Source organism: Streptomyces radiopugnans (assembly GCF_900110735.1).
In the GTDB taxonomy this organism is placed as follows: Bacteria; Actinomycetota; Actinomycetes; order Streptomycetales; family Streptomycetaceae; genus Streptomyces; species Streptomyces radiopugnans.
This window is the reverse complement of record NZ_FOET01000003.1, coordinates 43,352-60,018: the sequence shown is the minus strand read 5'-3', so window position 1 is coordinate 60,018 and position 16,667 is coordinate 43,352. Positions and strand designations below refer to the sequence as shown.

Annotated in this window: 15 protein-coding genes and 1 pseudogene; 8 read left to right on the top strand and 8 right to left on the bottom strand. The window is 73.8% G+C overall.

Features of this window, described 5'->3' with window-relative positions:
• Positions 1 to 262: 262 nt before the first annotated feature.
• On the top strand, positions 263 to 2,350 hold the full coding sequence (locus BMY40_RS07710; protein ID WP_093656936.1) for a PhoX family protein: 2,088 nt from the start codon (positions 263 to 265) through the stop codon (positions 2,348 to 2,350).
• A gap of 140 nt (positions 2,351 to 2,490) precedes the next feature.
• Entirely contained in the window at positions 2,491 to 2,754 is a 264-nt protein-coding gene (locus BMY40_RS07705) for a GlsB/YeaQ/YmgE family stress response membrane protein (protein ID WP_093656934.1), read from the top strand.
• A 303-nt stretch (positions 2,755 to 3,057) separates the two neighbouring features.
• Here BMY40_RS07705 and BMY40_RS07700 read toward each other — a convergent pair whose 3' ends face one another.
• Both BMY40_RS07700 and BMY40_RS07695 read right to left on the bottom strand, forming a co-directional pair.
• On the bottom strand, positions 3,058 to 3,264 hold the full coding sequence (locus BMY40_RS07700) for a hypothetical protein (RefSeq protein ID WP_093657746.1): 207 nt from the start codon (positions 3,262 to 3,264) through the stop codon (positions 3,058 to 3,060).
• 311 nt (positions 3,265 to 3,575) lie between these two features.
• On the bottom strand, positions 3,576 to 4,904 hold the full coding sequence (locus BMY40_RS07695; RefSeq protein WP_093656932.1) for an MFS transporter: 1,329 nt from the start codon (positions 4,902 to 4,904) through the stop codon (positions 3,576 to 3,578).
• A 44-nt stretch (positions 4,905 to 4,948) separates the two neighbouring features.
• On the opposite strand from BMY40_RS07695, the gene BMY40_RS07690 reads away from it, so the two are divergent.
• Positions 4,949 to 5,980, top strand: coding sequence for a GlxA family transcriptional regulator (locus tag BMY40_RS07690; RefSeq protein WP_093656930.1), 1,032 nt, complete (start codon positions 4,949 to 4,951; stop codon positions 5,978 to 5,980).
• A gap of 456 nt (positions 5,981 to 6,436) precedes the next feature.
• On the opposite strand, the gene BMY40_RS07685 is transcribed toward BMY40_RS07690, so the two are convergent.
• The 3 genes from BMY40_RS07685 to BMY40_RS07675 all read right to left on the bottom strand — a co-directional run bounded on the left by BMY40_RS07685 (position 6,437) and on the right by BMY40_RS07675 (position 7,974).
• The gene (locus tag BMY40_RS07685) at positions 6,437 to 6,793 is read right to left on the bottom strand and encodes a hypothetical protein (protein ID WP_093656928.1); all 357 of its coding nucleotides are present in this window, start codon (positions 6,791 to 6,793) and stop codon (positions 6,437 to 6,439) included.
• A gap of 162 nt (positions 6,794 to 6,955) precedes the next feature.
• Entirely contained in the window at positions 6,956 to 7,636 is a 681-nt protein-coding gene (locus BMY40_RS07680; protein ID WP_093656926.1) for a permease prefix domain 1-containing protein, read from the bottom strand.
• On the bottom strand, positions 7,633 to 7,974 hold the full coding sequence (locus BMY40_RS07675; protein ID WP_093656924.1) for a PadR family transcriptional regulator: 342 nt from the start codon (positions 7,972 to 7,974) through the stop codon (positions 7,633 to 7,635). The genes BMY40_RS07680 and BMY40_RS07675 overlap by 4 nt, the downstream gene beginning before the upstream one ends.
• Positions 7,975 to 8,056: 82 nt before the next feature.
• On the opposite strand from BMY40_RS07675, the gene BMY40_RS07670 reads away from it, so the two are divergent.
• From BMY40_RS07670 to BMY40_RS07650, 5 genes are all read left to right on the top strand, one after another.
• Positions 8,057 to 8,560: a DUF2269 family protein gene (locus BMY40_RS07670; RefSeq protein WP_093656922.1), complete on the top strand. Its 504-nt coding sequence runs from the start codon at positions 8,057 to 8,059 to the stop codon at positions 8,558 to 8,560.
• Positions 8,557 to 8,835 (top strand): hypothetical protein, encoded by a 279-nt coding sequence (locus BMY40_RS07665; protein ID WP_425443085.1) that lies wholly within the window; start codon positions 8,557 to 8,559, stop codon positions 8,833 to 8,835. The genes BMY40_RS07670 and BMY40_RS07665 overlap by 4 nt, the downstream gene beginning before the upstream one ends.
• 1 nt (position 8,836) lies before the next feature.
• Positions 8,837 to 9,565: an HD domain-containing protein gene (locus BMY40_RS07660; RefSeq protein WP_093656920.1), complete on the top strand. Its 729-nt coding sequence runs from the start codon at positions 8,837 to 8,839 to the stop codon at positions 9,563 to 9,565.
• A 169-nt stretch (positions 9,566 to 9,734) separates the two neighbouring features.
• Complete coding sequence (locus BMY40_RS28255) at positions 9,735 to 10,028, top strand: YbfB/YjiJ family MFS transporter (protein ID WP_218158249.1); 294 nt, start codon at positions 9,735 to 9,737, stop codon at positions 10,026 to 10,028.
• 293 nt (positions 10,029 to 10,321) lie between these two features.
• The gene (locus BMY40_RS07650) at positions 10,322 to 10,864 is read left to right on the top strand and encodes a sugar O-acetyltransferase (protein WP_177213919.1); all 543 of its coding nucleotides are present in this window, start codon (positions 10,322 to 10,324) and stop codon (positions 10,862 to 10,864) included.
• 144 nt (positions 10,865 to 11,008) lie between these two features.
• Here BMY40_RS07650 and BMY40_RS29130 read toward each other — a convergent pair.
• From BMY40_RS29130 to BMY40_RS07635, 3 genes and pseudogenes are all read right to left on the bottom strand, one after another.
• Positions 11,009 to 11,110: pseudogene (locus BMY40_RS29130) on the bottom strand (DUF397 domain-containing protein); the annotation flags it as partial.
• Between the two features lie 25 nt (positions 11,111 to 11,135).
• The gene (locus tag BMY40_RS07640; protein WP_093656916.1) at positions 11,136 to 15,866 is read right to left on the bottom strand and encodes a tetratricopeptide repeat protein; all 4,731 of its coding nucleotides are present in this window, start codon (positions 15,864 to 15,866) and stop codon (positions 11,136 to 11,138) included.
• Between the two features lie 84 nt (positions 15,867 to 15,950).
• Entirely contained in the window at positions 15,951 to 16,289 is a 339-nt protein-coding gene (locus BMY40_RS07635) for a trypco2 family protein (protein WP_093656914.1), read from the bottom strand.
• Between the last annotated feature and the right edge of the window lie 378 nt (positions 16,290 to 16,667).

The window sequence follows — 16,667 nt, the reverse complement described above, 5'->3', positions numbered from 1 at the left end:
GCCGTGCGCGAGGGGTGCGGGGAAGGGTGCCGGAAAGGGGGCCGGGGCGGCCGGGGGAAGGCGGGAGAGGCGGCTTCGGGCACCGGGTGTGCCGGTGCGGGCACCGTACGGATCCGGCCGGGGCGGGCGCGCCGGCGACCGCCGGGCGGCCTGCCGACTCCACGGGTCGGATTCACCCTACGTTTACCGTGAGGTCGCCCTCCGTCGTGCCTGCGCGCCTAGCGTCCGGACACGCGTAGACACGGAACATCCGGAGGGGACCATGCGCAAGCTGCTGCCGCTGATCGGTTCGCACCCCGGCGGGAGAGCCGCCCTGACCTGCCGCTACCGCTGCGGCGACGCCTGCTTCCACGAGGTGCCCAACACCAGCGGCAACGAGTACGCCGGCGACGTCATCGCCGCCGCCCTCTCGCGCCGCTCGGTGCTGCGCGCCGGCGCCGTGGTCGGCGCCGCCGCCGCTGCCGGCACGGCGGTCGGTTTCGGCCAGGCGCCCGGCGCCGCCGCGGCGCCCGCCGCCGTACCGGCCAAGGGCTGGGAGAAGGGGAGCGGCAAGGTCCGCGGGGCGGCGCGCGGCCTGCGCTTCGCGCCCGTCGCCCCGAACACCGCCGACGCGGTGACCGTCCCCGAGGGCTACGCGCAGAACGTCGTCATCCGCTGGGGCGACCCGATCCTGCGCGGCGCGCCCGCCTTCGACCCGGAGAAGCAGAGCGCGAAGGCGCAGGCCGGCCAGTTCGGCTACAACAACGACTTCCTCACCCTGCTGCCGCTGAAGGGCGAGCGCGGGCGCCAGGTGCTGTTCGCCAACCACGAGTACACCGACGAGCAGCTGATGTTCCCCGGCTACGACGCGGAGAACCCCACGCGCGAGCAGGTGGAGATCGCCTGGGCCGCGCACGGCCTGTCCGTCGTCGTGGTGGAGGAGGACCGCCGTACGGGGAGGCTCACGGCCGTGCCCCGCCACCACCTCAACCGCCGCTTCACCGCCACCAGCGAGTTCCGCCTCACCGGCCCGGCCGCCGGGTCCGACCTGCTGAAGACCTCCGCCGACCCCACCGGCACGAAGGTGCTGGGCACCCTCAACAACTGCGCGGGCGGCACCACCCCCTGGGGCACGGCGCTGTCGGGCGAGGAGAACTTCAACCAGTACTTCGCCAACGCCGCCTCCGTCGCCGACCCCGAGGTGAAGGCCAGGCTCAAGCGGTACGGCATGAGCGGCGGGGCGACCGAGCGCAAGTGGGAGCGGTTCGACGACCGCTTCGACCTCGCCAAGGAGCCCAACGAGTCCAACCGCTTCGGCTGGGTCGTCGAGGTGGACCCGTACGACCCCGACTCCGTCCCGCGCAAGCGCACCGCGCTCGGCCGCTTCAAGCACGAGGCCGCCCAGCCCCGGCTGACCGCCGACGGCCGCCCGGTCGTCTACATGGGCGACGACGAGCGCTTCGACTACTTCTACAAGTTCGTCTCCTCCAAGCGGATGATGAAGGGCGACAGCCGCGCCGCCCGCGAGCACAACCTCACGCTGCTGGACGAGGGCACCCTCTACGTCGCCAAGCTGACCGGCGACAGCCCGGCCGCCGAGATCGACGGCAGCGGAAAGCTCCCCTCCGACGGCGAGTTCGACGGCTCCGGCGTGTGGATCCCGCTGGCCACCGGCACCACCTCCCACGTCCCCGGCATGACCGCCGAGGAGGTCTACGTCCACACCCGGCTGGCCGCCGACAAGGTGGGCGCCACCAAGATGGACCGCCCCGAGGACGTCGAGCCCAGCCCGCGCACCGGCCGCGTCTACGTCGCGCTGACCAACAACTCCCGCCGCGGCGTGGACTCCAACCCGGCCGCCGACGAGGCCAACCCGCGCAACGCCAACAAGCACGGCCAGGTGCTGGAGCTGGCCGAGCACTGGGACGACCCGGCGGCCGACGGCTTCGCCTGGCGCCTGTTCCTGGTCTGCGGCGACCCGGAGGACCCCTCCACCTACTACGGCGGCTTCCCCAAGGACCAGGTCAGCCCGATCTCCTGCCCGGACAACATCGCCTTCGACCCCTACGGCAACCTGTGGCTGTCCACGGACGGCAACGCGCTGGGCTCCCACGACGGCCTGTTCGGCGTGGCCACGGCGGGCGGGCGGCGCGGCGAGGTGCGGCAGTTCCTCACCGTCCCGGCCGGTGCCGAGACCTGCGGCCCGATCATCCAGGACCGCCGGGTGCTGGTCGCGGTGCAGCACCCGGGCGAGGTGGACGGCGCCAGCTACGAGCAGCCCGCCTCGGTCTGGCCCGACGGGCCGGGGAAGGTCGTCCGCCCGTCGGTCGTCGCAGTCTGGCGCGAGGACGGCCGCGGCATCGGAGTCTGAGCACGGCCCTCCGGCCGCCGTGCCGACCGGTACGGCGGCCGGTTCTCGGCGATCCTCTTTGACAACTTGACATGTCCTTGTGTGCCCGAGCCGGGACAGGGAAGGAGGAAGGCAAGGAACCGACCCGAAAGGGTGAAGTCATGGAGATAACCGGCATCATCACCGCGATCGTCATCGGCGTCGTCGTCGGTGTGCTGGGGCGGCTGGTCCTGCCGGGCCGCCAGCACATCGGTGTCCTGTGGACGATCGTGGTCGGTATCGCCGCCGCCCTGATCGGTACGTTCATCGCGGCCGGAATCGGTGTCGCGGACACCCGCGGTGTCGACTGGATCGAGCTGTTCATCCAGATCGGCCTGGCCGCGGTGGGTGTCGCCGCCGTGGACCGCGCGAAGGTCCGCGTCTGACGGACGGCCGGACGGTACGCGGGTCCCGCGTCGCCGGCCCCCGACACGTAACCCGGGTGGTGCACCTGCCCGGCGGAAAGCGGCCCCCACAGCCGCTTTCCGCCGGGCTCTCGGCTGTCCGGGGCCGGGCCGGCGGCCTTCGGGCCTCCTGCCTTCCGGACCCGGACAGCCGGGAGGCCGGGGGCGGCGCGTGTGCGTGCCCCGGCCTCCGCCGCCTCCGGCGCGACGGTCCCGCCCGGCTCCGTCCGAACCCACCGGGCAGGACCGGCTCCCTCGCTCCGGAGCCGGTGTCCGAGTCCGGGCTCAGCCCGTGTGGTGGTCCCGCTGGACGAGGGCTGCGTGCTCCAGCACGTCCTCCATCGGGTCGTCGATCTGCCCCGTGGAGATCAGCGCGACGGTGGGCCCGTTGTGCGATCCGTGATGGGTCTCGTCGGCCCAGGCCGACGCGGCCCCGCCAGGCAGCGCGACCGCCATCACGACGGCCCCCGCCGCCACCCCGCACCAGCGCATCGTCCGGTTCCGCCTCACCGTGCTTCTCCTCTCGTCCTTCATCCGGTCACGGCAGATCGCCGTCCGCCGTGCATATCTGCCGGTGAGCGGAAAAGTTACGAACGGATTGTGGCCCTGTACTACGACGCGCCCCGTCGCGCACTCCGGGGAGCGTCCCCGCCGCCGGAGCCGCCGCGCTCGAAGGCGTCCAGGACGCGATCGGCCGTGCGCTCGAACACCGCTTCGTAGTCGGCGGGGCGTCCTGCGCGACGCCGCGGCCAGGCGCGGATGCCGCCCGTACGCCACCCGTCCGGCCACGGCCCGGCCTCCCCTCACGGGCGCGAGCCCGCGCGCCGGGCCGGCCCGCCGATCGCCAGCGCCATCGGTACCGCCGCCCCGCACAGCGCACCGGAGACGATCCAGGCGGCGTCGTAGGAGCCGAGGGCGTCGCGGAGGACGCCGCCGGTGAACGCCATCACTCCGGCGCCGAGCTGGTGGAAGGCGAGCGTCCAGCCGAAGACGACCGCGCCGGCGCCCTCCCCGTAGATCTCGCGGACGGCCGAGAGGGCGATCGTCGGCGGGACGGTGGCCACGTCGAGCAGTCCGAAGAAGACCACGAAGACGATCAGGGGCCAGTCGGCCTCCGGCCCCAGGAGGGAGGGCAGGAGCAGCAGCGAGACCCCGCGCATCCCGTAGTAGAGCGCGAGCAGCAGGCGCGGGTCGTGGCGGTCGGTGAGCCAGCCGGAGACGACCGTGCCCGCCACGTTGAAGATCCCGATGAGCGCGAGCAGCGAGGCCGCGACGGTGGGCGGCATGCCGTGGTCGTGGGCGGCGGGCACGAAACCGCTCCACATGATCCCGTTGGTGGACGCGCCGCAGACGGCGAAGGTGCCCGCCAGCAGCCAGAACGGGCGGGTACGGGCCGCCGAGCGCAGTACCCGCAGCGCGTGGCGGGCCGCGCCCGGGGCCGGTGCCGGGCGGGGTGCGTACTCCCGGGCGCCGTAGGGGCGCAGGCCGAGATCGGCGGGGTGGTCGCGCAGCAGCAGCCCCGCCAGCGGGACCAGGGCGAGCGCCGCCAGCGCGACCGTCACCGTGGTCGGGCGCCACTGGTACCGCTCGATGGACCAGGACAGCAGCGGCAGGAAGACGAACTGGCCGAAGACGCTCGCCGCCGTCAGCAGACCGGTGACCAGGCCGCGCCGGGCGGCGAACCAGCGCTCCACCACCACGGCCGCGAAGCCCATCGCCACGGAGCCGCAGCCCAGTCCCACCAGCAGGCCCCAGTAGAGGGCCAGTTGCCAGGGCTGGGTCATGACCGTGGTGAGCGCCGCCCCGGCGGCGACGGCCGCCAGCGCCCCGGCGGCGACGCGCCGCAGCCCGAAGCGGCCCATGAGCGCGGTGGCGAAGGGAGCGACCAGCCCGGAGGCCGCCATGTTCACCCAGACCGCGAGGCCGATGGAGCCGCGCGACCAGCCCAGGTCGCGGTGGAGCGGCTCGACCAGCAGCCCGGGCATGGTGGCGAAGGCGCCCGCGCCCATGACGGCCAGTGCGGCCACGGCGGCGACCCACCAGGCCCGGTGCACGCGCCGCCCACGGGCGGTGCGCGGAGCGGCCCGGCCGGTGCGGACGTCCTCGGTGGTGGTGCGGGTCGTGTGCGTCATGCCTCCGATGCTGTTCGGACCGGCCGGCCCGAACGAGTGGCCGGATGGACGACATCTGGAAGAATCCGGCCATGGACGTCTTCACGCACCCGGGACGGCACAGGGTGGCCGTCCTGGTCCGCCACGGGGTGCTGCCGATGGAGCTGGGCCTGGTCCACCAGCTGTTCCGCGCGGCCGAGTCGGCCTCCGGCGCACCGCTGTACGAGGTCGTGACCTGCGCGCCCGCCCCCGGCGTGATCCGCACCGACGCCGACTTCCCCGTCCACGTCGGGCACGGCCCGCAGGCCCTCGCCGAGGCCGACACCGTGGTCGTCCCGGCCAGCCACGAGGACGACGAGACGTACCCGGACGGGCGGCTGCCCGCCGCGCTCGCCGACGCCCTCGCCCGCATCCGGCCCGGCACCCGGATCGCCTCGGTCTGCACCGGCGCCTTCGTGCTGGCCGCCGCAGGGCTCCTCGACGGCCGCCGGGCCACCACCCACTGGAAGTCCGCCGAGCACTTCCGGCGGCTCCACCCGGCCGTACGGCTCGACCCGAACGTCCTCTACACCGACGAGGGCGACGTGCTCACCTCCGCGGGCGAGGCCGCCGGGATCGACCTGTGCCTGCACATGATCCGCCGCGACCACGGCGCGGCCGTCGCCAACCGGGCGGCCCGCAGCACGGTCGTACCGCCGCACCGCGACGGCGGGCAGGCCCAGTACATCCCGCGCCCGGTCGCCGAACCGCGCCGCTCCTCCACCGGCACCGCCCGGGCCTGGGCGCTGGAGAACCTGGACCGGCCCATCACACTGGCCGAACTGGCCGCGCGCGAGTCGATGAGCGTGCGCACCTTCACCCGCCGCTTCAAGGAGGAGGTGGGCGTCACCGCCGTTCAGTGGCTGAACCGGCAGCGCATCGAGCGGGCCCGGCAACTGCTGGAGGAGACCGACCTGTCCGTCGACCGGGTCGCCGCCGACACCGGCTTCGGCACGGCCGCCTCGCTGCGCCAGCACATGCAGCGCACCCTCGGCGTCACCCCCACCGGCTATCGCGCCACCTTCCGCGGCCCCGCCACCCGCCCGGCCGGCCTGTGACCGGGTTTGCGCGCCGTTCACACGGAGCGGCTGAAAGCCGCCGCCCGACCCCGCCGAGCCGGTGCCTTTCCGCCCATCCGCGGAAGGGAGTTCCATACGTCCGCTTCAGAAGCGGCCTCTGGAGGCGGGACGACGGCCCGGGAGATCGACGAGGGGCATCGCCTTCGGCGCCACCCGGGAGGACGCCCGGAGCTGGGCCTCCGATCACCCCGGCGAGACGTTCACCTGACGGCAGATCGACCTCCGGGCCCGCGACGTGGTGCGGGCCGGGCATCCGCGGCTGGAGGTGCACGAGGGGATCCGCCGGGACGAATGCCTGGGACTCTTCCCCCGCACCGCCCGGCAGGCCCCGGTGGGCGGTGCGGCGGGGTGCCGCTGAGGCGGGCGGCCCCGAGGGAGCGTGAGCGGCCCGCCCCGGGTGGGGCGGGCCGTGGGTACGGGCGCCGGGTGTGCCGGTCAGCTCGGCCAGTAGGTCCAGCCGGAGCAGCCCACGTGGTCCTCGCAGACCCGGAACTGCTTGATGCGGGAGCTGTAGCTCGCCCACGGGCCCCAGTTCCCGTCCGCGCCGTTGCCGTCCCACTGGGAGACGTGGGCGCCGTTGGCCAGGTAGGCGTCGGCGTAGACGCCGTTGCCGTCGCGCTCGCCGTCGTAGGCGCGCATCGCGTAGGCGGTCGCCTGGGCGGCGTCGCTGCCGTGGTAGCGCGTCACGGTCGCCGAAGCCGGCGCGGCGGTGGTGAGGGCGAGCAGGAACGCGCCGCCGAGTACGGCGGCCGTACGCGCGATTCTCCTCGTCCTCCCGGTCGTCTTCGTCATTTTTCCCCCTTGCGGTCACTCGCGGTCGATGTGGTGCGCACGGGCCGGACGGCCCGCTCCCTCAAGTCTGGAAAGGAGATGTGTCGACTTCTCGCTTTCGGCGACGAACGGCACGAAAGGGGTACCGGGGGAACGGAGTTGCGAGTGCCGCCGGAGGGGCGGTCACGCGCGGGCGCAGTCGCGGCAGGCGCGGGCGGAGGACGCCACCACGGTGTGGAGCGCGGCGGCGAGGGCGCCCGCCGGCGCGACCAGCGGCCAGTTCCCCGACAGGGGGGAGGACGCCGCGAGGGTGAGCGCGGACACGCCCAGGCACACACCGGCCGCGGTGCCGGCCCAGGCGGTCGCCCGGGGGAGCCGGCGCGGGGTGGGCAGCCGCCGGGCGAGGGGGCCGGTGGCGGCCAGTGCGGCCGTCGCGAGCAGCGCGGCGGCGGCCGCGACCCCGGCCAGGGGAAGCGTCACCAGCCTTGTGGCCAGCGGCAGTTGAGAGCCGTGCCCCATGACCAGGAGCAGGTACCAGCAGACGGCCGGGAGCGGGGCGGCCAGGGCGACGGCGCGGGCGGTGTGGCGGACCTGGGCGACGGTCAGTTCCCGCTGGCAGGCGGGAGCCACCTCCGCCACGGTGCCGAACTCGCGCACGGCCCGCCGGACGGCGAGGTCGCGGGGCAGCCCCTCGTCGGCGTACGCGGCCACCGTGTCGGCCAGGCCTTCGCGTATCTCCGCCACCAGACGGGCCTTGGCGCGGACCGGGCCGCGCAGGGCGGACGCCAGGGCCGCGGCGTACTCGTCGGCGTACTCCTCGGGGCGCTCCCCGGCGGGACCCGTCCGCCGTCCGGCGCCGCTCATCCGGCGTGCCCGGGGTGCGGGGCGGGGTCCAGGACGGAACCGATCGCCGCCGTGAACGCCTGCCAGGCCGTCCGCTCCTCGGCCAGCGCGCGCCGTCCGGCGTCGGTGAGTTCGTAGCGGCGCCGCTTCCGCTCGCCGGCGGAGTCCCAGCTGCTGCGCAGCAGTCCGGTCCGCTCCAGGCGGTTCAGCGCGGGGTAGACCGTGCCGGTGCGCAGTTCGAGCGCGCCCGCGCTGCGCCGCTGCACGGCGGTGATGATCGCGTACCCGTGCAGCGGCCCCGGTTCGAGCACGGCCAGCAGCAGTCCGTCCAGATGTCCGCGTACGGCGTCGGCCTTCATGAGTAGGCAGCCTACACAAGCGCTGCGTAGCCGTGCTATGTATTGGCAGCCAACGTATTCATCCCGGAGCGAGGAGACCGCGGTGACCAAGGTGCTGCTGTCCGTCCACGTCCTGGCGGCGATCGTGGTGATCGGACCGATCACCGTCGCCGCCTCCCTCTTCCCGCGCCACGCGCGGCAGGCCGCCGCTTCGGCCGCTGCGTCCGGGGAGCCGGGGGAGGGGCGGGACGCGGGTATCGCCGCGTTCCTGCACCGGATCTGCCGGAACTACGCCGTCGCCGGCATCGCCGTCCCGGTCTTCGGGATCGCCACGGGTGCGCGGCTCGGCGTCCTCACCGACGCATGGCTGGTCGCCTCGCTCGTCCTGACCGCGCTCGCCGCGGCCGTCCTGGTCCTGGCGATCGTCCCCGGCCAGCGGCGGATGCTCCGGCCGGCGGGCGGCGCGGGGGCGCGTACGGCGGCGGACGACGGGGGAACGCGCTCGGCGGCGGCCCGGCTGTCCATGCTCACCGGCGTCTTCAACCTGCTGTGGGCGGTCGTCGTCGTCCTGATGATCGTCCGCCCCGGCTCCACCACGGGGGCGTGACCGGCGTGCGCACCCTGCGGATCGCCGCCGGCGCGGAGGCCGCCACCCTGGCCGTCCTGCCGGCCAACCTGCTCACCGTCCACGCGCGGCCGGTCACCTCGCTCGCCGGCCCGCTGCACGGCACCGCGTACCTGGTCGTCATCGCCGCCGCCTGGCAGGCCGCGACCACCGCGGACGCGGGCGCGCGGTGGTACGCCCTCGTCCCCGGCGTCGGCGGACTGCTCGCCCTGCGCCGCATCCGCAAGACCCCCGCCCCCGGCATCCAGGAGGGATGACATGACGGACGCTTACGAGGAACTTCCTTTGCCACGCACCGAGTTGGCGCTGGAGGCCCTTCGCCACGCGAAGCGGACCGAGCATCCGGCGATCTTCAACCACAGCCTCCGGACCTACCTCCACGGGCGCGCTTCCGGCGAACGGCGCGGCCTGCTGCCCGGCCGCGACTACGACGACGAACTCCTCTTCCTGGGCTGCGTCCTGCACGATGCGGGACTCACCCCGGAGGGCGACGGCGACCAGTCCTTCGATCTCGACGGCGCGGACCTGGCCGCCCGCTTCCTCACCGAGCGCGGGATGCCCGCCGACCGGGTCGAGATCGTCTGGGACGCGATCGCCCTCCACCTCCACCACGACCTCGCGATGCGCAAGCGCCCGGAGATCGCCCTGGTGACGGCGGGGGCCGCACTGGACCTCGGCCTCGACGACCCGCACGCCCTTCCGCCCGGCCACGCCGACCGCGTCCACGCCGTGCTGCCCCGCCTGCACGCGGCGGCCGTCCTCCACGACACGGTCGTCGGCCAGGCCCTCGCCAAACCGCACAAGGCCCCGCCGTTCAGCCTGCCCGGCGAACTCGTCCGCCGGACGACGGGCGCGGCCTGGCCCACCTGGGAGGAACTGGACCGGGCCGCCGGATGGAACGACTACGACGGCTACCGGCCGGAGAGCCGAGCACGGACACCCGCCCGCTCCGGCCTGCCCGCCGGCCGGCCTGACGACCTGCCGTAACGGCTTGAACGGGGGCCCGCCGGGCCGGTCCTGCCCCTCAGCGCCGACGAACCGCCGATGTAACCTCAAACCGGGATGAAAGGTTCGACCGGATCTCCTCCGGTCCCTTCCGCCGCGTCGGGCAGCGGCTCCGGTGTACGGCCGCAGGGCAACAGGACAGGGGGCACTCGTGACGCTCTCCGCGGGCAGCCGGGTCGGCCTGGCCGGAGCGACGGTGGTCGGGGTCGCCTTCGGCATGGCCCGGTACGCCTGCGGTCTGACGCTGCCCGGCATCCGGCAGGACCTGGAACTCTCCGAACCGGTACTCGGCCTCGTCGCCGGCGCCACGTTCGCCGGCTACCTGGCCGGCCTGGGGCTGGGGACGCTGCTGGTCCTCACCGCCGCGGTGTCACTGCTCAGCGGGGTGGCACTGATGCTGCACAGGACGTCGAGGGGAAGGGCCGCCGCGGAAACCGGGCGGTGACACGGAAGCCCTGCCCGCCGTCGGCGTACACACCCCGCGCTGCGAAGGGCGGGAGGGCCTGGGCGTGGGCTGCGGTGGGCTGCGGCGTGATCCCCGCGGCCGGTCGTCACGGCGCCGGATCCGGGCGTTTCCCCAGCAGGCCGTCGGTCGTCGCATAGAGTTCCGCCGCGAGGAGGGCCGGGTTGTCCGTCACGGAATGATCATGGACGTCCCTCGTTCCCGTCTCCGCGGACACTCTTCGAAAGCGACCGCCCAGCGGGTCCGGTCACCGTCACACCGGAAGGGGGCGTGGCATGTCCAGCGATCGTCTGATGCGCATCCACAGCGCCGAGTTCCAGGCCATGGCCGAGAGGGTCCTGCGGGTCACCGAGCTCACCTCCCGCCTGAACGCCTTGCCTTTCGATGACGAAGCCGGCAGAGCGAAACTGTTCGAACAGATCCTCGGCAAGCCGCTGCCGTCGAGAGTCACGATCTATCCGCCCTTCTACACGGACCACGGCCTCAACCTCGACCTCGCCGAGCGCGTGTTCATCAACCAGAACTGCACGTTCCTGGACTACGCCGGCATCCGGCTCGGCGAGCGCGTGATGATCGGCCCGAAGGTCACCTTCATCACCAGCGGTCACCCGGTCGACCCCGAGGAGCGACGGCTGTATCTCACCGGCGCACCCATCGACGTCGCGGAGAACGTGTGGATCGGTGCAGGCGCCACGATCCTGCCCGGCGTCAGCATCGGCCGTGACGCCGTGGTCGCCGCCGGCGCGGTCGTGGCCGATGACGTTCCGCCGGCAAGCCTGGTGACCGGCAGCAAGGCGACCGTGCACCGGCGGTGGTGACGATCCCTCCGGGGTGCTGATAACCAGGGCCGTAGCGCTCCAGCCGGGACACGCCCGCCCTTCACGCGGTGGGGACCGTGTCCCGTGACACCGCCGAGGGGAACGCGGCCCGGGCGGGCCGGGAGACACGGCCGGAGGGATGTCCGAGTTCTTGGAGTCGCGGACGGCGATGCCGGCGGCACCGGGTGTCTCCGCGGCCTCCACGCGGTTGCCGCTCTGTGCGTTGGAGCCACTGGGCTTCCGCAACTGCCCGATCGGCAGGTCGTGCCGTCTACCGCCGCAGGCGGTCGTAGGTGTCCCGCGCTTCGCGCAGGTACGGCTCGGTCGCGGCCGGCTCGTCCCGCGCGATCCGCTCCAGCAGGGTCACGGCCTCGGCCGCTGCCTCCCTGGCGAGGTCGGAGCGGTCCCCGGTCAGGAGCCGGGCGCGGGCGAACGCCGAGAGGGCCCGGGCGAGCGCGTCCCGGTGGGCCAGGCGGTCCTGGTGTGTGAGCAGCCGGGCGAGTTCCAGAGCTTCCTTCGTGGTGTCGGCAGCTTCCCGTGCCCGTCCGGCCTCGGCGAGACGGAGGCCGTGGCTCGCCAGTGCCGTGGCCGTGGCCGAGCGGAGCAGGGGGAAGGCGTCGACGAGGCGGCGGAGGATGGTGACGGCCTCCTCCGAGGCCCGGAGTGCCTCCGGGTGCCGTTCGGGGACCGCGGCCAGACGCTGTCCGAAGTACGTCAGCGTCTGGGCGAGTTGTATCTCGCCGACCGGCCCGGTGGGCTCCGCGCAGGCCCTGCAGAGGTCGACCGCCTCTGCCAGGAGGCCCAGGGCGTTCCCCTCGCCCAGTTCGGCCGCGATCATGCCGTACGTGGAGGACGCCGCCGCTGTGGCGGAGGCGGCCGTGTCCGGGTCGGCCACCGAGCGGCTGACGTCCACCGCCCGGGCGCCGGTTTCGAGGGCCGCCCCGCCGTCTCCGGCATGGAAGAGCAGGGCGGCCAGTTGGGACAGTGCCGAGGCCAGGGACGCGGCGTATGTGTCCGGGGCGTCCGCGTGGAGTACCTGGAACCCGTCCACGGCCTCCTGGGTCGGCGGCAGGGCGTCGGCACGGCGACCGCAGTGCAGCAGGCGGATCCCGAACGTCAGCGCCGCCTGAGCCGCCTGTACCTGCGCCTGCGCCTGCACTTGCGTGGGCGGGGTGGTGGCGTTGCCCTGGTGCTCCAGCACCTCGCGGCGGAGTTCGAGCACCTCCTCGGCGGCCGCGAGGGATTGCCTGAGCCGGCCCAGCGCGAACAACTGGTTGCCGTGCTTCTCCAGGTGTTCCGCGAGCAGGGGACGGTGGCGGCCGGGATCGCGGCCCATGAGCCGGCGGCTCACCTCCACGGCCTCCTTCGCCCGGCGGAGGGCCTGTTCGGGCTGCCCGGCGAACTGCAGCAGGATTCCGGTGGAGGAGAGGATCATCGCCAGGTCGGCCTCGTACCGTTCGGGTGCGGACCCGGCCAGGGAACGCAGTCCGCGCACGGCCTTCTCCCCCGCCGTCATCGCGTCCCCGAACCGTTCCAGACCGACCAGGCATCTGTACTTGACCAGCCAGTTCTTGTTGAGGATGTCCGCGAAGGCGGCGGCCTTCCCCCGTGCCAGCCGGGTGTTGACGTCAATGGCCTCCTCGACGGTGCGCAGGGCGGTCTCCAGCTCCCCGGTCCGGAACAGCAGCGCGGAGAGGTTGTTGAGGCAGACGGCCAGACCCGGACGGAAGGCGGCCGGAGCGGTGGCGGCCAGTGACCGGTAGATCGACGCGGACCTCTCCAGGGCGTCGCGGGTGTCCTCCAGCCTGCCCACGCCTTCGAGTCCCTGGGCGAGGGTGACGAGGACCATCGCGAGTTCGGCGCGGAATGCGCCCGGATGCTCCTCGGTCAGTTTCCCGAACCTCCTGACGGCCTCCTCGGCGGCCTCCAGCGCCAGGTCCGGGCGCTCGTGGCTGAGCAGGCTGTTGGCCAGGGTGTTCAGGGACAAGGGAAGGCTGTAGGTATGAGCCCGGGGGTGCTTGCCGGCCAGCTCGCGGTACGTCTTCACCGACTCTCTGGCGGCCTCCAGCGCCTCGCCGTGCAGCCCCAGTTCCCCCAGGTCGATGGAGAGGGCGTTGAGGGTGTTGGCGAGGTCGGCCCGGTACGTCTCCGGCCGGGCGTCGCTCAGCTCGCGGCGGATGGCGATGGCCTCGCGGGCGGCCTCCAGCGCCCGGTCCCTGAGTCCCATGAGGCGGGCGGCACCCGAAAGGGTGGTGAGTGCCAGGGCCAGGCCGGGCCGGAACGCGTCGGGGTTGTCGGTGGCCAAGGCATTGTGGATGGCGACGGCCTCGTCCGCCGCCTTCAGGGCGTCCTTCCACCGGCCGCACTCCATGAGGTAGACAGCCGTGTTGTGCAGGCCGTCGGCAAGGAGGGAGACGAACTGCTCCTCCTGCCCGTGCCGTTCGCACAGGCCCCGGCGGATCTCCAAGCACTCCTCGGCGATCCGCAGGGCGGTCCGGTGGTCGCCGAGTTCGCTCTCGGCAGAGGCCAGCGACGTCAGCCCCCGCGACAGGTGGTCGAGCGCCGCCGGGTCCCCGGACCGGGCTTCCTCGCGCATCAGCCCGACGGCCGTGCGGGCGGCCTGGAGCGCCTCCCTCCGCTGACCGAGCGCGCTGTGCCACATGGCCGCGTTGTTGTGGCAGGCGCCCAGTTCGGACCGGCGTTCCGGAAGGTGCTCGGGCAGGGCCTGCCACAGGTCGACGGCCTCCTGGTTCGTCCGGAGGGCCTCCTCCCGCCGCCCCATGTGACCCAGGCGCTTGGCCAGCTCCCGCAGGGCCACGGCGAGCCGAGCCCGATGCTCCGGGGAGCCGTCGGCCTGTTCGCGGTGGACCTGGACGATCCGCTGGTGGAGCCGCAGGGCCCAGGGGGCGAGGTTGTACGAGATCCTGGGCAGGTGCGCGGCCAGGTGTTCCAGATCGGTCAGGGGTGTGCCGGGGTCGTCGACGATCGCCCCGAGCGCATCCAGCAGCGGCTCGGGGTCCTCCACTCCGGTGGCCACGGTGATCGCGGGGAGGACCAGGACGTGCCGGTGGCGGACGCACCAGCCGGTCAGGTGGTTCTTGTCGAGGATGCCGCGGACGGCCGCGCGGGTGGTGAGGGTGAGGAACCGGGCGGCCTGGTCGGATGCGGCACCGGGCAGGAGGCTGTCGGCGAGCTCCGGGTACTCCTCCAGCCGACCGCCGACGAAGCGCTCGGCCAGCCGGTCGGGTTGCAGGTCGCCGACAGGACGGCCGTCCGGGGAGGGAAGGACGGCCCGGAGCCAGGAGAGCACCGAGCCGAGCCGGTCCTCACTCTGGTCCGACAGCCGGGGCACGCGTCGGACGAGAGTACCGGCCTGGCTCCGGTCCCGCGGGTACAGCACGACCGCTCCCACGACCGCGTCGAGCAGGGCGTCGTTCGACAGTACGGGCCGGCCCACCCCGTGGGCGGCGGCCACGCGCAGCCAGTGCGACCGCTCGTGAGCCAGCAGCTGCTCCTCCACCGCCGCGGTGCCGTCGCCGGGTCCGAAGACGGGTGAGGGCGACGGTTCGCCGGAGCCGGCGGCGTCGAGGAGGCTCACCAGGGCGGCCATGTGCAGGGTGAGGGGGGAGCTGAGGTGTCCGCCGGGTTCGATGGGGGCAAGCCCTTCGGCCAGGTCCCGCCAGGAGGGTGATCCCTCGCCGGTGCGCTCCCAGCCGGGCATGTGCTCCAGGACCGACGAGAACGCGAGGGCGGCCTCGCGGAACGAGCGCCGCTGCGTCTCGGCGTCCGTCTCCAGACCCGGCAGGGGAATCTTCAGCGTTCTGCTCATGAGGGCCGCGACGGGAAGGGACGCCTCGCTCTCCCGCCGGCTGGTCCACCAGCCGTCCGACCGTGCCGTCAGCACGACCTTGACCGGGACGCCCCGGTTCCGCGCGGCGAACTCCACCGCTGCCGCGGCCTCCTCCACGCGGCTGTCGGCGCCGTCGACCACCACGAGCAGTGGAACCGTGGGCGACGGCATCCGGCGGATGTCGCCGGGGCTTCCGGAACCCAGCCAGAGGACCGCCCAGTCCTCCTCTCCCGAAGCCAGTTCACGGGAGAACTCCAGAACCAGACGGGTCTTCCCCCGGCCGCCGGGGGCGTGGACCAGAGCCGCTCCCGGTCCGGGCCGCCGCGACCACTCGCGCAGGAGGGCCAGGTCTTCGTCGCGCCCGCCGAAGGGAACGATTCCCCGGGCGGGGTGGAGCAGTTCGATGACCGAGGAGGGAGCCTGGACCAGGCCGGGACCGTGGTCCCGATCGGCGAAGTCCGCGTACTCGACGGGCTCGAGGACATGGATGCCCGGCGGCCCGTACCGGTTGACGGTGTCCAGGAAACCCTCCGCCCGGAGCAGGGCGGTGGCCGTTTCCGCCTCCAGCCGGGCGGGCCGGTGCCCCGGCAGTTCGGCGAAGACGACGCCCGTCAGGAGATCTCCGCAGAACACGGCCGCCCCGGAGACCCCCCGCCACGGCGAACCCTCGGCCGGGGACGGTGGGGTGGTGTCGCAGTCGACCACGTAGGTGCCGCCGACGAAGCCGTTGCCCGGATTGATCGTGCCGAGGACCTGGGTGCTCTCACCCGGACGGTGTTCCGCGTACGGGAACCCCCACACACGGCACTCCACGCGGTCCCGCTCCCCGACGATGCGCCCCCAGCGCGGCCGGTCCGGCGCGGACCGCCGTCGGCCCGCGGGAGACTCCTTCCACCCGGCCACATGGATCAGGGCCGCGTCGACACCCCGCTCGTTCCACCCCTTCGGGTCGCGGGGGTGCGCGTCGCGGGACATGCCGCGCCACACGACCCGCCCCGTGTGCACCGACTCCGCCCCCTGCCTGCGCACCCGGACCCACGAGTCCGTCTCCTCCACGGTGTGGGCGGCGGTCAGGACGAGACCGGGCAGGATCTCGCACCCTGAGCCCCGCCCTCTCTCGGCCACCACGTGCACAACGCGCTCGCTGTCCATCCCCCCGGACCTCTCCGCCGCTCAGCGGCACTTCCACAACCGGCACCCCGGCCCGGCGGCCGGGGAAGACGGCCCCGTCTGCCGTCAGCGCCTGGGAGAGCGCGTCATGCCCTCGGGGAAGGACCCGGGAACAGGGACCTCGCCCTCGTCCGAGACCAGTACGGCACGCCCGTCGGCCCGGCGGGGGGTGAGGGTGAGGGCCACGCGGTGGCCGCGGCCCCGGGACAGACCGCCCTCGGCGTCGGCCGTGAGGACCCATGCGCGCAGGCCCGACTTCCCCCGGACCTCCTGCCGGAGTTCGACCTGGAACTCCATCTCGATCGGGCCGACCTCGAAGGCGATGTCCTGGCCCGCGCCGCGGGACGCGGCCTCCATCAGGCCGTCGCGCACGGCGGCGACGGCTTCGGCGAGTTCGATCTCCATGTGGTCCCCCCGGATCCGGCGATGTGCTCGGTCGCCGTCCACTTCTCCCGGCAGTCGGCTGACTGCCCCGCCGGACCTCTCCCCACCGGCCGGCGGCCGCGGAATCGCGGACGTGCGGTCAGACTGTAACGACCCGGCGTGGCGCCTGATGCACGTTCCGTGAAATCTTCCCCGTCGCCATGTCCGGGAAGCGTCGGCATGCGCGCCGGTGACGCGTCCCGCGTCGCGGGGCGACCGTGCTTCCCCCCGCGGCGGAATCCACCGGCTCCGGCTTCGGGCATGCCGGTTTCGCGCCGGTGGGAAGCCGGGGAGGTCTACTGTCGGCGGGACACGGCCGACGGCGGGAAGCCGACGCGTCCGCGTGTGACGGGCCGTGCC

Coding starts and splice junctions, on each gene's coding strand:
- BMY40_RS07700 (WP_093657746.1), bottom strand. CDS start 3,264: ATGCGCTGGTGCGGGGTGGCGGCGGGGGCCGTCGTGATGGCGGTCGCG.
- BMY40_RS07640 (WP_093656916.1), bottom strand. CDS start 15,866: ATGGACAGCGAGCGCGTTGTGCACGTGGTGGCCGAGAGAGGGCGGGGC.
- BMY40_RS07695 (WP_093656932.1), bottom strand. CDS start 4,904: ATGACGCACACGACCCGCACCACCACCGAGGACGTCCGCACCGGCCGG.
- BMY40_RS07690 (WP_093656930.1), top strand. CDS start 4,949: ATGGACGACATCTGGAAGAATCCGGCCATGGACGTCTTCACGCACCCG.
- BMY40_RS07685 (WP_093656928.1), bottom strand. CDS start 6,793: ATGACGAAGACGACCGGGAGGACGAGGAGAATCGCGCGTACGGCCGCC.
- BMY40_RS07650 (WP_177213919.1), top strand. CDS start 10,322: ATGTCCAGCGATCGTCTGATGCGCATCCACAGCGCCGAGTTCCAGGCC.
- BMY40_RS07675 (WP_093656924.1), bottom strand. CDS start 7,974: ATGAAGGCCGACGCCGTACGCGGACATCTGGACGGACTGCTGCTGGCC.
- BMY40_RS07660 (WP_093656920.1), top strand. CDS start 8,837: ATGACGGACGCTTACGAGGAACTTCCTTTGCCACGCACCGAGTTGGCG.
- BMY40_RS07710 (WP_093656936.1), top strand. CDS start 263: ATGCGCAAGCTGCTGCCGCTGATCGGTTCGCACCCCGGCGGGAGAGCC.
- BMY40_RS07635 (WP_093656914.1), bottom strand. CDS start 16,289: ATGGAGATCGAACTCGCCGAAGCCGTCGCCGCCGTGCGCGACGGCCTG.
- BMY40_RS07680 (WP_093656926.1), bottom strand. CDS start 7,636: ATGAGCGGCGCCGGACGGCGGACGGGTCCCGCCGGGGAGCGCCCCGAG.
- BMY40_RS07705 (WP_093656934.1), top strand. CDS start 2,491: ATGGAGATAACCGGCATCATCACCGCGATCGTCATCGGCGTCGTCGTC.